The organism is Vibrio sp. TRT 2004 (genome assembly GCF_050113735.1).
Taxonomy (GTDB): domain Bacteria; phylum Pseudomonadota; class Gammaproteobacteria; order Enterobacterales; family Vibrionaceae; genus Vibrio.
On record NZ_JBNJOH010000042.1, the window covers coordinates 1 to 13791 of the forward strand.

A 13791-nucleotide genomic window follows, 5' to 3' on the forward strand; every position below is an offset into this window, starting at 1 on the left:
AGAAATGCACCGAGGAGACTGTGAACCATCACAAATGATGAAAAATCAGAAAATACCCCACTGCTACAGAGGGGTCGATGGAAGGCTCGATACCGCTGTACTTTAACCTCAACCGCCGTCCGATACATCCAATGAGCGGGTAACTGCCTGCTGCATCGGTCGTTTGGCTGATAGCGGGTATTGGCTGTAACACGATAGAACGAAAAACGGCCCCAATTGAGGGCCGTTTGTAAGCGTATGGTTCGCTATCCAGTGCGTTCAAACCACTGTAAGTGATAGGAGTTGTGTTTTAAAATCTCAACGTTCAATTAACGCTGTTTATTACGAACACCTTGCTGACCTGAGCTTTTCTTCGGTTTACGACGTGATGGGTTGTTGCTACGCCCACCAGTACTGTTCACGCGCTCTTCGTGACGTTTAACCGCACGACGGATTTTTTGGCTGCGTGAACGCTCACGTTTACGTGATGAGTTTGATTTGCTCTCATCAAGAAGCGTTTGACGTTCAGGACGAAGTTCTACCAATTCACGTAGGTAGTTTACTTCTTTAAGATCCAGTTCCATCCAGCCGCCACGAGGCAATTTCTTATCTAGGTAGATATCACCGTAGCGTACACGTTTAAGGCGGCTAACCGTGGTATCTTGAGATTCCCACAAACGACGAACCTCACGGTTACGACCTTCGTTGATGGCTACGTAGAAAGTGTGGTTCATACCATCACCACCCGCGTAAACAACGTCTTCGAAACGCGCCATACCATCTTCTAGTTCAACACCGCGAACTAGATTCTTCACTTTTTGTTCCGTTACTTCGCCGAAGACACGTACTAAGTATTCACGCTCTACTTGACGACTTGGGTGCATCAAACGGTTTGCCAATTCACCATCTGTTGTGAAAAGCAGAAGTCCTGATGTGTTGGCATCTAAACGGCCAACTGAAATCCAGCGAGAGCCACGGATTTTAGGCAAACGGTCAAATACAGTACGACGACCTTCTGGGTCATGACGAGTACACAGTTCACCTTCTGGCTTGTAATATGCGAGTACTCGACAGATCACTTCTTCCTGCGCTTTAGCAGAAACAGTATGACCATCGATACGCACAACTGCGTTTTCATCTTCTAGTCGTTCACCAAGCTTAGCAACGACACCGTTCACACTCACGCGACCTGCTTTAATCAAAGCTTCTAGTTCGCGACGAGAGCCATGACCAGCTCGGGCTAATACTTTCTGTAGTTTTTCGTTCATTTATCTACCTATGTGTCGTCTTCTCAGACGTCGAATAAACAAGTGCGACCAAAAATCGCGGTCGCACATTATCGCAAAAAGTGTGCTAAAAATCACGTACTTTTGATTACTCGAACGGTGCAGGATCTCCAGTACCCACACGGGCAATCACAGGTTCGTCTTCACTAAAATCAACCACAGTGGTTGGTTGTTCACCCAAATAACCACCGTTAAGGATGCAGTCAACCGCATGTTCCAACTTATCGCGGATATCTTCTGGATCAGATTCCGTCACTTCGTTACCCGGTAGGATAAGAGAAGTCGACATCAATGGTTCACCTAACGCTTCAAGTAGATCAAGCGCAATGCGGTTGTCTGGAATACGAATACCGATCGTCTTACGCTTTGCATTCATTAGGCGACGTGGTACTTCCTTAGTCCCTTTAAAAATAAAAGTGTAAGGCCCCGGTGTATTATTCTTGAGTAGACGAAATGCCGTGTTGTCTACTCGAGCGTATAAAGAGATCTCTGACAGGTCACGACATAATAGAGTAAAGTTGTGCTTGTCGTTCAAGCGACGTATCTGACAGATACGCTCCAATGCTTGTTTATTTTCAAGCTGACAACCAAGTGCGTAGCCTGAATCGGTCGGGTAAACCACTACCCCACCGTTACGAATGATTGCTACAGCCTGATTGATCAAGCGAGCCTGTGGGTTTTCTGGATGAACGTAAAAAAACTGGCTCATTGTAATTCCTCATTATCGAGTCTCTCGACTCTATAGTTATTCAATATGGGCTGAATCTGTTGCCGAAGGTTCAATGCCCCAATCCTTCCATACGGGTTCAACACCCGATGGCAACCATAAATTTCGACCTAGCTCCATCCAAGGAGATGGATAATGGAAGTCGCTACCTTGCGAAGCTAATAGTTTGTATTGTATAGCATAATCTGCCAAGTTGCGCCTTTCTTGTTGAGCTTGTTGCGGCTGTGCGACCTCCATCGCGTCACCACCGGCTTCAGTAAAGGCTGTTAACAGACGCTTGATCCATTTTGCCGTTAGATCATAGCGCCCCGGATGCGCGAGTACCGCATGCCCTCCGGCTTGATGAATCGCGTCAATCGCGTCTTTCATCGAGCACCATGTTGGGGGCACGTACCCTGGATTGTTACGAGTTAGGTACTTTTTAAAAACCTGCTGCATGGTCTTCGCATATTGGTTATCCACCAGCCATTTGGCAAAGTGCGCTCGGGTAATTGGTGCGTCGCCTGCAATAACCTTCACCTCTTCCAACACGCCTTCTCGAGTGGCTTTAGCCAACCTGCTGGCGATCAGTTCCGCACGACCTTCTCGATGCTTCTTTTGCTGCTCAATCAAGTCAGTGAGCGCTTGAGAGTGGGGATCGATGTTTAATCCAACAATATGGATATCTTTGTTTTGCCACACAGTGGAAATTTCAATCCCGTTGATCAGTGTCAGCGGTAAATTATTTTGCTTTATGTACTGATGTGCAGGCTCCAGTGCATCGACCGTGTCATGGTCAGTGATCGCTAAAACTTCAAGCTGAAAGCTCAATGCTCTATCGATTAATTCATTGGGAGGTAATCGTCCGTCTGAGGCTGTAGTGTGACTATGTAAATCAATTCGCATAATTTTAGTTTTTTTGGTTGACTTTTTACCTCTGCACTAGTTAACTAGTACACAAATACGAAGTACCTGATTTAAGGCTCACTATGTTACAAGACATCCAACAAAAGCAAAAAGCAAAAGTTACTGCTCACTCTATTAATAATAGAGCAGTAGATCTTGCTTGGTGGCGCACTTGGACAAGTTCTTGGTGGGCTAACGTGTACTTTTAATAAGTGAAAAGCATGTTCAAAAGCCCGCTGCCGAAGCGGGCTTTTTTGTTTTGTAATCTGTCTCACATCTAACTGCTCAAACAATGGACAAATTTAACCGAAACTTGATTGGGCGACTGTGCGCTTTATGCGACTATGTAGGCAGGAAACTATTTTTAGAGATAAGGAGGTCTGGTGAACAAGGCCATTGAAATCAAAAAGCTAGGCGCTATCGAACTGCTTCGAACCACCGCACCTTATGCCGAAGATCCAACACAGTTGTTTCACACCTTATGTGAACACAAAAGTGATAGCTTACTGTTAGAGTCGGCAGAAATTGATTCGAAACAGGATCTGCAAAGTCTGCTTATCGTAGATTCAGCTGTTCGCATTGTCTGTTTTGGCCATACCGTGACCATGACAGCCTTAACGGAGAACGGTAAAAACCTACTTACTCACCTCACCAACAATATCCAAGCGAATATCGAACACTCGTTTGATGGCAATCAGTTGGTCCTCAATTTTACAACGCCTTGTGACACGATTGACGAGGATTCTCGTCTGCGTGAGGCCTCATCATTTGATGCCTTACGTTTGATTCAACATAGCTTTGATATTGACTCGCTACACAAACACGCCATTTTTATCGGCGGTCTGTTTGCCTATGATCTTGTGGCGAATTTCGAACCCTTAGGCGATGCAGAAGCGACGAATCAATGCCCAGATTATGTGTTCTATGTGGCCGAAACCCTGCTCGTGGTCGATCATCAGAAGCAATCTTGTGAACTGCAAGCGACACTATTTGCGGACACTTCGAATCCAACTCAACTAGAGCAACGCCTTGATTCTATCCGCCAACAGTGTGCAGAGCTCAAGCCATTACCAAAAGCGACGTTGGTCAGCGATACCACCGCGACACCAAGTATATCTGATCAAGACTTCTGCCAGATTGTTCGCGACCTCAAAGAATATGTCGTCAAGGGAGATGTGTTTCAGGTTGTACCTTCTCGCCGCTTCACATTACCTTGCCCGTCGCCTCTTGCCGCTTACAAAGCACTGAAGCAAAGCAACCCAAGTCCTTACATGTTCTACATGCAAGATGAGTTGTTTACCCTGTTCGGCGCGTCACCAGAAAGCGCACTTAAATACGAAACTCATACCAATCAAATCGAGATATACCCTATTGCCGGTACTCGTCGTCGTGGCAAACGCGCAAACGGAGAGATTGATTTCGATCTCGATAGCCGAATTGAACTTGAGCTGCGTACCGATAAAAAAGAGAACGCTGAGCATATGATGCTAGTCGACTTAGCACGAAACGACGTAGCACGTATCTCTCAACCAGGTACACGTCACGTTGCCGATCTGTTGAAGGTTGATCGCTATAGCCATGTCATGCACTTAGTGTCTCGCGTGGTTGGGCAACTTCGCGATGACTTGGATGCCCTACACGCTTACCAGGCTTGCATGAATATGGGAACACTAACTGGCGCTCCTAAGATTCGCGCAATGCAGTTAATCCGCGATGTCGAACAAGCCCGACGTGGCAGTTACGGTGGTGCGGTGGGCTATCTAACGGGCGAAGGTACGCTGGATACTTGTATCGTTATTCGTTCTGCGTACGTTGAAAATGGCATTGCACAGGTTCAGGCTGGCGCAGGGGTGGTATTTGATTCAGACCCACAAAGCGAAGCCGATGAAACACGTGGCAAGGCACAAGCAGTAATCTCTGCTATTCAAGCAGCACACAAGGAGTAGCATCGAGATGGCAAATATCATATTCATCGACAACTTTGATTCGTTCACTTACAACTTGGTCGACCAATTTCGCTCTCTTGGGCATCAGGTCACGGTATACCGCAATAGCATTTCTGCCCAAGCGATTGAAAGCGCCGTTGCCGAACTCGACAATCCCGTCGTACTCTTATCTCCCGGGCCGGGCGCCCCCTCTGAAGCTGGCTCGATGCCTGAGATTCTTCAGCGCTTAAAAGGTAAGGTGCCAATGATTGGCATCTGTCTCGGGCACCAAGCCATTGTGGAAGCCTACGGCGGCATTGTCGCGGGCGCTGGCGAAATCATCCACGGTAAAGTTTCGATGATGGAGCACGAAAACCATGCGACTTACCAAGGACTGCCATCACCATTGGCGATTGCACGCTACCATTCACTTGTCGCAACCAAGGTGCCTGAAACGCTGACTATTACCGCAGAGGTTGATGGCTTGGTTATGTCTGTAGTACAAGAACAAGACAAGGTATGTGGATTCCAGTTCCACCCAGAGTCAATCATGACAACATATGGCGCAACATTGCTTGCGAATGCCATTGAATGGGCTCTAGAAAAGAACAATAAATAAGGAAGAGAATCATGGAACAGATTATTAGTAAGCTCTACGAACAGCAGTCGTTAACTCAGCAAGAGAGCCAGCAGTTATTTGACGTGATTATTCGCGGCGAATTAGACCCTATTTTAATGGCGGCAGCATTGACCGCTCTGAAAATCAAAGGTGAAACACCCGACGAGATCGCTGGCGCTGCTAAGGCTTTGCTCGCTAACGCCAATCCATTTCCACGCCCAGACTACGACTTTGCTGACATCGTCGGCACAGGGGGAGACGGTCACGACACAATCAACATTTCTACCACAGCGGCATTTGTGGCAGCGGCATGTGGATTAAAAGTGGCAAAGCACGGCAACCGCAGTGTCTCTAGTAAATCAGGCAGTTCAGATCTGCTTGATTCATTCGGTATCAACTTAGCAATGAGTGCCGAAGACACGCGAGCTGCGGTCGATACTCTAGGCGTAGCATTTTTATTTGCGCCGCAATACCACCTTGGTGTTCGCCACGCAATGCCTGTTCGCCAAACCATGAAAACTCGAACCATCTTTAACATTTTGGGCCCGTTGATTAACCCTGCTCGCCCTAACATTGAGCTGATGGGTGTCTATAGTGAGGAGCTGGTTCGCCCTATCGCAGAAACCATGTTGCAGATGGGGATGAAACGCGCCGCGGTTGTCCACGGTAGCGGCTTAGATGAAGTGGCGATTCATGGCAAAACCACCGTCGCTGAGATTAAAGATGGTCAGATCCATGAGTACAGCCTGACACCAGCTGACTTTGGTCTTGAGGCGCACCCTCTTGAAGCGATCAAGGGGGGATCTCCTGAAGAAAACCGTGCGATCATTACCAATATGCTGACTGGTAAGGGAACCGACGCTCAGTTAGGTGCTGTAGCCGTCAACGTGGCGCTTTTGATGCGTTTATTTGGTCATGAAGATCTCAAAGCAAACACACAACAAGCCATCGAAGCGATGAACTCCGGTAAGGCGTATCAGTTAGTTCAGCAACTCGCAGCACATGCATAACAACGGCAGTACAAGGTAAGCACAATGACTCAGGTGAAAGATAAATTATCCGAGCACGTTTCAGTGAAAGAAGCTGAGATGGCAGAAGTATTGGCAAAAATTGTTAGAGACAAGCATCAATGGGTCGCTGAACGTAAGCAAGCCCAACCCTTAGCCTCCTTCAAAGATACACTGGTTGCATCTGATCGCAGTTTCTATCAGGCGCTCAATCAACAAAAAACCGTCTTTATTACGGAATGTAAGAAGGCATCTCCGTCTAAAGGCTTAATCCGTGCAGAGTTCGACCTAGATTACATTGCTCATGTTTATAACAACCATGCGGATGCAATCTCAGTACTGACTGATGAGAAGTACTTCCAAGGTAACTTTGAGTTTTTACCTCAGGTGAGGAAGCAAGCCAAGCAGCCTATTCTGTGTAAAGACTTCATGATTGATCGCTATCAGGTTTACCTTGCACGCCACTACTTCGCTGATGCCATCCTGCTGATGTTATCGGTATTGGATGACAACGAATATGTTGAGTTAGCTGAAGTCGCTCACTCTCTTGATATGGGTGTCCTGACCGAAGTTAGCGATGAGGAAGAGTTGCAACGTGCTGTCGCATTAGGCGCAAAAGTGATTGGCATTAACAACCGTAACCTACGCGACCTTACAACGGATTTGAACCGTACCAAACAACTTGCTCCAACCATCCGTGAGCTCGCACCTGATGCCGTTATTATCTCTGAATCAGGAATTTATACTCATCAACAAGTTCGTGACCTTAGCCAATATGCCGATGGTTTCTTGATTGGCAGTTCATTAATGGCTGAAGATGACTTAGAACTTGCAGTTCGTAAAGTGACCATGGGCGAGAACAAAGTCTGTGGGCTCACCCACCCTAACGATGCCGCGAAAGCCTATCAATCTGGTGCCGTTTTTGGCGGATTAATTTTTGTTGAACAGTCTCCACGCTACGTCGATCAGGAAAGCGCACGTCTGACAATGAGCGGAGCCCCGCTCAATTATGTCGGCGTGTTCCAAAATCACCGTCTAGAAACCATAGTCGACACCGTGTGTGAACTGGGTTTAGCCGCTGTTCAATTGCATGGTAGTGAAGACCAAGCATTTGTAAATCAACTCAAGTCCGCACTGCCACCACAAGTAGAAATTTGGAAAGCGTATGGTGTGAGTCAATCCGTTCCTGTCCTACTGAGTGAAAACATCGACCGCCATTTACTCGATACCAAAGTCGGTGCGCAAGTTGGCGGGACTGGCCTAGTGTTCGACTGGTCGTTAATTGGCGACCCATCCAAAGTCATGCTCGCGGGCGGTATCACTCCTTTCAACGCTCAAAAAGCGGCCGAGCAAGGATGCCTTGGACTCGATCTTAACTCAGGCGTGGAACACTCCCCGGGTAAAAAAGACGCAGACAAACTCGAACAAGCTTTTATTGCGATTAGAAACTACTAAATTATCAGCGACGTGAGTTGCTTCACGTTGGACAAAATTAAAGGAATTAAACACCATGGCAAAACTTGATGCCTACTTTGGCGAATATGGTGGTCAGTATGTACCACAAATTCTCGTTCCAGCTCTGGATCAGCTTGAACAAGCATTTATCGACGCACAACAAGACCCTGAGTTCCAAAGCGAATTCATGTCTCTGCTCCAAGAGTATGCAGGCCGTCCGACTGCCTTGACCTTGACGCGTAACTTAACCAAAGGCACCAAAACCAAACTTTACTTAAAACGTGAAGATCTACTGCACGGTGGTGCACACAAAACTAACCAAGTGTTAGGACAAGCCCTGCTGGCAAAACGCATGGGTAAGCACGAAATCATCGCGGAAACCGGTGCAGGTCAACACGGTGTTGCTACCGCTCTTGCATGTGCATTGCTTGGTCTCAAGTGCCGTGTTTACATGGGTGCGAAAGACGTCGAACGTCAAAGCCCTAACGTATTCCGCATGAAACTTATGGGTGCAGAAGTCATTCCAGTTCACTCTGGCTCAGCGACGCTCAAAGACGCTTGTAACGAAGCATTGCGTGACTGGTCTGCCAGTTATGAAGAAGCACACTACCTCCTTGGCACTGCGGCAGGCCCTCACCCATTCCCAACCATAGTGCGCGAGTTCCAACACATGATCGGTGAAGAGACCAAAAACCAGATTTTGGCTCGTGAAGGACGCCTCCCAGATGCGGTCATCGCCTGTGTCGGAGGTGGTTCAAACGCTATTGGGATGTTTGCCGATTTCATTGAAGAAGAGAGTGTTCGCCTGATCGGTGTTGAACCTGCTGGTAAGGGTATCGATACTGACCAACATGGCGCACCACTGAAACATGGTAAAACAGGTATCTTCTTTGGTATGAAAGCCCCCTTGATGCAGGATGAGCATGGCCAAGTTGAAGAGTCGTATTCTGTCTCTGCCGGCCTAGACTTCCCTTCTGTAGGTCCACAGCATGCTTACTTGAACGCTATTGGTCGAGCTGAATACGATAACGTAACGGATGATGAAGCGCTGGAAGCATTTCAAGAGCTAGCACGTAACGAAGGGATTATTCCGGCGTTAGAATCATCTCACGCATTAGCTCACGCGTTACGAATGGCACGTGAAAACCCTGAAAAAGAACAATTACTTGTGGTAAACCTTTCTGGCCGTGGCGATAAAGATATTTTCACTGTCCATGACATTCTGCAACAAAAAGGAGCGATCTAATGAACCGTTATGAAAAGCTATTCACGCGCTTAAACGATGCCAATCAAGGTGCTTTCGTTCCGTTCGTAACGGTTTGCGATCCTAATCCTGAGCAGTCATTCAAAATCATGGAAACCTTGGTTGAGTCTGGTGCAGATGCCCTTGAGTTAGGTATTCCATTCTCAGATCCTCTGGCAGACGGTCCTACCATTCAAGGGGCGAACATTCGTGCTCTTGAGGCGAGTGCAACACCTGATATCTGCTTTGATATGATCGCGAAGATTCGTAGCAAATATCCAGATCTACCAATTGGTCTGCTTATGTACGCGAACCTAGTTTACTCACGTGGAATAGATAACTTTTACCAACGCTGCGCGAATGCAGGTATTGACTCTGTGCTTATCGCAGACGTTCCGACCAACGAAAGTAGCGAGTTTGTCGCTGCGGCTGAAAAGTTTGGCATTCATCCAATTTTTATCGCACCGCCAACAGCGAGTGACGAGACGCTTAAGCAAGTTTCTCAATTGGGTGGTGGCTATACCTACCTACTTTCTCGAGCTGGTGTTACTGGTGCAGAAACCAAAGCCAACATGCCCGTTGGTGACATGCTAGAGAAACTAAAACGCTTTGATGCGCCACCAGCGTTGCTAGGATTTGGTATTTCAGAACCCGCTCAGGTAAAGCAGGCGATTGAATCTGGTGCTGCGGGGGCGATTTCGGGCTCTGCGGTGGTCAAAATCATCGAAAATAACCTTGATGACCCACAACAAATGTTAAATCAACTGGCAAACTTTGTTTCTTCAATGAAGTCAGCAACACATAAGTAACGTGTTAGCCATCTAAACTTCTATGAGATCAGCTTCTTATCAAGCATAAAAAGCTGATCTTTTTTTTAACAAACCACACCCTTTGTTGCCACTGCTAAACAGCCGCAACAAGCAATCATTTCACCCCAAACCATCACCACACCAAATAGCAAACGGTTGCTATTGAGCAAAAAATTAGCACTCGTCAATAAATCATCGAATAATCCGTTCAACATGCCCTGTTCGATATTGCTAAATGTAAAAATTAAGTGTACAACTCACGACGAAATTATTATCCAATTACAAGTTTTCTCTTGGTGGGTAATTCTAGGAATTTAAATTTTCTTAGCACAGAGGTTATGGAAGTGTTAAAACAAAAGAATTTACTAAGCAACATTGGCGTACAAGTCGTTATTGCCATGATCCTGGGTACTGCCGTTGGTGCCTTCATGGGTGACAGCGCTACCATGTTCGCTCCACTTGGTGCGATTTTTATTAACCTAATCAAAATGCTGGTTATTCCTTTAGTTGCGGTTGCCCTGATCTCAGGTGCGGCAGGCCTAGGTAACAGCCAGTCTGCTGGTAAAGTGGGTCTAGTAACTTTAGGTTACTTCGGTCTAACTTCAGCATTAGCCGTTGCACTTGCGCTGTTTATGGGTGAAGTATTCAAACCTGGACTTGGCATCGACGTATCAGGCGTTGAAGGCATGTTCTCAGCAGAATACGCTTCTAAAGGTGAGCTACCTACTTTCTGGGCAACCATTACTGGTATGATCCCAACTAACGTTTTCCAATCACTTAACGAAGCAAACATCCTTCAGATTCTGGTTTTCTGTATGTTCTTTGGTATTGCAATTTCTAAGCAGTCAAAAGAGCGTCGCGAACCAATCATGAATGGCGTGAACTGTATTGTTGATGCAATGGTATGGATGATCAACAAAGTCATGATCATTGCTCCAATTGGTGTATTCGGTCTGATGGCTGAAGCGGTCGGTACGTTTGGTTTTGGCGCGCTAATGGTCGTCTTCAAACTATTCGTTGTTTACGTTGCCGCTATCATGATCTTCGGCTTCATCGCTTACCCATTAATGGTGCATATCTTCACTAAGACTTCAGCGAAAAAATTCCTTGTTGCTATGAAGAAACCACAAGCGGTTGCACTATCAACAGCGTCATCTATGGCGACGCTTCCTGTAACAATGGATACCGTTGAAAATGAACTTGGTGTGAGAAACTCTACCGCGTCGTTTGTTCTGCCTCTAGGTGCAACCATCAACATGTCTGGTAACGCAATTTACTACGGTCTAGTGGCAATCTTCTTTGCTCAGCTATTCAATATCGACCTAGGTATCGGCGCTTACATCGCGATCATCGTGACCTCTACACTGGGTGCGGTTGGCCAGGCGGGTGTTCCAGGTCCTTCTTTCCTTGTTGTCGCTGTTCTTCTGGCTGCTGGTATTCCAATTGAAGGTCTACCGCTACTGTTCGCTCTAGACCGTATCTTCGATATGATTCGTACAGCACTTAACATCACTGGTGATGCAGCGTGTGCGGTTATCGTCGACGCGCTTATTGAAGAAGAAGCACAACAAGAGATGAAACAGCAACAAGCTTGATGCTTCTCGATATTCAGTTAATAGAAAGCCACTCAAAAGAGTGGCTTTTTTGTGTCTGTCATACTTTGAGAACCTGCGAAGCTATGACCAGAACATTATGATTTCATGCTCACTTAGAGTGTCAGATATGGCGTGACAAGACGATGAATATTCGCTCAGCACGTTGCCGGCGACACGCGTGGCTAAAGAGGCAAGCTTGCCAAAGCGCGATATTCTGTGTGTAGGTATGTTTCTCTGTTTTGTCGCCATAATACTTCTCTGCGGGTTTTACCCTTGTATACGTGCAAACTCAATCAACAGGCTTAAACCAAGCATAACTATTGTCGGTGAAGGTGTTTGAATTGCAGCTCAACCAGACGCTGGTAAAGCTCACAACTCTTCATCAGTGAGTCGTGGTTGCCAACATCAACCAATTTGCCTTGATCAAGTACCGCAATCTTATCTGCGTGTTTGATTGTCGAGAGACGGTGAGCAATGATGATGGTTGTGCGCCCTTGCATTAGTTCTTCCAATGCGCGTTGAACGTGATGTTCACTCTCGCTATCTAGTGCACTGGTCGCTTCATCTAACAGCAAAATGTTGGGATCTTTTAGAATCGCTCGCGCGATTGCAATTCGTTGTCGTTGCCCGCCCGAAAGGCGTACGCCCCGCTCGCCCAAAAAGCTGTTATAGCCCTGTGGCAAATCGACAATAAATTCATGAGCGTGCGCCTGTTTAGCGGCAGCGATGACTTGCTCATCCGTCGCTTGAGGATTGCCGTAGCGGATATTGTGAAAAACATCATGACTAAAAAGGGCTGGCTGTTGAGGTACCAACGCCATTCTTTGGCGCAAATCGCTCGGCGTGAAATCACGCACATCGACTCCCCCTAACGTTACTCGTCCACTCTGAGGATCATAGAATCGCTGGAGAAGTTCGAACAGCGTCGTTTTGCCAGCGCCAGAAGGCCCGACCAAAGCGAGTACTTTCCCTTCTTCTACGGCTAAATTGAGCTGGCTCAGTGCCGCTTGATCCGGTCTTGAAGGGTAATGAAAGTTAACTGCCTCGAAGGTCACATCGGCGCTGAGTTTGACGGGGATCAGCTTAGTTTCAGCAGGCGCGGTAATGTGGCTTTCTACCTGAAGAATCTCTATCAAACGTTCCGTTGCACCTGCGGCGCGTTGTAGCTCCCCCATCACTTCTGAAATCGTGGCAAGTGAAGATGCCACCATGATGGCATAGAAGACAAATGCAGCGAGATCGCCAGCACTCATTGCCCCGTTAATCACATCGCTACCGCCAACCCACAACATGCCCGATATCGCGCTGAAAACGATGACGATAACGCCAGAAATGAGTATCGCTCGCTGCTTTACCCGTTTACGACCAATGGAATAAGCACGTTCAACTTGATTGGCAAAAAAAGCTGTCTCTTGGGCTTCTCGGCTGTAGCTTTGTACGGTTTTTATTTGTTCAATCGCTTCTCCAGCGTAGCTGCCTACGTCGGCCATCGAGTCCTGACTCTGACGAGATAATGTACGAACTTTGCGCCCATAAAATAGGATTGGCACCAGTATAAAAGGCACGCTAGCAAGCACGATCAAAGTCAGTTTGATGTTGGTGGCAAACAGCATGATGATTGCTCCCACACACATTAACGCACTGCGCATTGCCATAGAGAAGGAGGAGCCGATGATACTTTGCAACAAGGTAGTATCGGTGGTGATACGAGACATGATGTCACCACTGCCATTGGTCTCGAAATAGCTCGGGTGTAGCGTGATAACATGATTAAACACCGCGAGGCGGATGTCGGCGCTGACGCGCTCACCCACTGATGACACAAGATAAAACCGGAAAAATGTCCCCACGGAAATGAGCAGTGTGATAAGTAAGATAAAAACGATCGCGCTATTGAGCTCTTCAATCGACTGCTGAGCAAATCCTTGGTCGATTAATACTCTTACCCCTTGGCCGACTGCCAGTGTCAACGAGGCGGTAAAAACGAGAGCAATCAGCGCCGCCGCCACTTTGAGCTTATATGGTCTGATGAAGGTCATTAACTCTAGCAATATGCTGAGATTCTTGTTGTCAGGTTTTGAAAACGTCGCTGTCGATGCTGAATCGTTACGAACTGGGATTTGCGATTGCATAACACGGCCTTGTGATTATCAAATTGCAGCGGGGTTCGCTTAACAATGCCTCACTAGACTATCGCTAGTTGGTAAAGATAGAAACCGTTTCCCTATCGAGTTGGCAAAAAAAAGCCTGACCGGAGTCAG

The 13791-nt window shown here is 47.0% G+C and carries 12 protein-coding genes and 1 other annotated feature; of the genes, 8 read left to right on the forward strand and 4 right to left on the reverse strand.

Going from position 1 to position 13791, the window contains the following annotated elements:
• Positions 1–308: 308 nt before the first annotated feature.
• The 3 genes from rluB to rnm form a co-directional block, all read right to left on the reverse strand.
• Positions 309–1247 carry a 23S rRNA pseudouridine(2605) synthase RluB gene (gene rluB, locus ACQEXR_RS15435; RefSeq protein WP_138973252.1) on the reverse strand — a complete coding sequence of 313 codons (939 nt, stop codon included), beginning with the start codon at positions 1245–1247 and terminating at the stop codon, positions 309–311.
• A gap of 106 nt (positions 1248–1353) precedes the next feature.
• Positions 1354–1974 (reverse strand): L-threonylcarbamoyladenylate synthase, encoded by a 621-nt coding sequence (locus tag ACQEXR_RS15440; protein ID WP_138973253.1) that lies wholly within the window; start codon positions 1972–1974, stop codon positions 1354–1356.
• A 36-nt stretch (positions 1975–2010) separates the two neighbouring features.
• Positions 2011–2877 carry an RNase RNM gene (gene rnm / locus ACQEXR_RS15445; protein ID WP_331417031.1) on the reverse strand — a complete coding sequence of 289 codons (867 nt, stop codon included), beginning with the start codon at positions 2875–2877 and terminating at the stop codon, positions 2011–2013.
• 83 nt (positions 2878–2960) lie between these two features.
• Between rnm and ACQEXR_RS15450 the strand changes: the two genes are divergently transcribed.
• The 8 genes from ACQEXR_RS15450 (at position 2961) to ACQEXR_RS15485 (ending at position 11530) form a co-directional block, all read left to right on the forward strand.
• Entirely contained in the window at positions 2961–3086 is a 126-nt protein-coding gene (locus ACQEXR_RS15450) for a Trp operon leader peptide (protein ID WP_138973255.1), read from the forward strand.
• Positions 3033–3135, forward strand: a sequence feature (Trp leader region). (Overlaps the previous gene by 54 nt.)
• Positions 3136–3260: 125 nt before the next feature.
• The gene (locus ACQEXR_RS15455) at positions 3261–4823 is read left to right on the forward strand and encodes an anthranilate synthase component 1 (protein WP_427020693.1); all 1563 of its coding nucleotides are present in this window, start codon (positions 3261–3263) and stop codon (positions 4821–4823) included.
• A gap of 7 nt (positions 4824–4830) precedes the next feature.
• Positions 4831–5421 carry an aminodeoxychorismate/anthranilate synthase component II gene (locus ACQEXR_RS15460; protein WP_426950302.1) on the forward strand — a complete coding sequence of 197 codons (591 nt, stop codon included), beginning with the start codon at positions 4831–4833 and terminating at the stop codon, positions 5419–5421.
• A gap of 11 nt (positions 5422–5432) precedes the next feature.
• Positions 5433–6431, forward strand: coding sequence for an anthranilate phosphoribosyltransferase (gene trpD / locus ACQEXR_RS15465; RefSeq protein ID WP_138973258.1), 999 nt, complete (start codon positions 5433–5435; stop codon positions 6429–6431).
• Between the two features lie 24 nt (positions 6432–6455).
• On the forward strand, positions 6456–7883 hold the full coding sequence (gene trpCF / locus ACQEXR_RS15470; protein WP_427020694.1) for a bifunctional indole-3-glycerol-phosphate synthase TrpC/phosphoribosylanthranilate isomerase TrpF: 1428 nt from the start codon (positions 6456–6458) through the stop codon (positions 7881–7883).
• 55 nt (positions 7884–7938) lie between these two features.
• The gene (trpB, locus tag ACQEXR_RS15475; protein WP_331426986.1) at positions 7939–9129 is read left to right on the forward strand and encodes a tryptophan synthase subunit beta; all 1191 of its coding nucleotides are present in this window, start codon (positions 7939–7941) and stop codon (positions 9127–9129) included.
• Positions 9129–9935: a tryptophan synthase subunit alpha gene (gene trpA, locus ACQEXR_RS15480; RefSeq protein WP_426950304.1), complete on the forward strand. Its 807-nt coding sequence runs from the start codon at positions 9129–9131 to the stop codon at positions 9933–9935. Before trpB ends, trpA begins: the two co-directional genes overlap by 1 nt.
• Before the next feature lie 338 nt (positions 9936–10273).
• Positions 10274–11530, forward strand: a complete 1257-nt coding sequence (locus tag ACQEXR_RS15485) for a dicarboxylate/amino acid:cation symporter (RefSeq protein WP_138973262.1) — start codon at positions 10274–10276, stop codon at positions 11528–11530.
• A 317-nt stretch (positions 11531–11847) separates the two neighbouring features.
• Here ACQEXR_RS15485 and ACQEXR_RS15490 read toward each other — a convergent pair whose 3' ends face one another.
• On the reverse strand, positions 11848–13662 hold the full coding sequence (locus ACQEXR_RS15490; protein WP_427020695.1) for an ABC transporter ATP-binding protein/permease: 1815 nt from the start codon (positions 13660–13662) through the stop codon (positions 11848–11850).
• Positions 13663–13791: the final 129 nt, after the last annotated feature.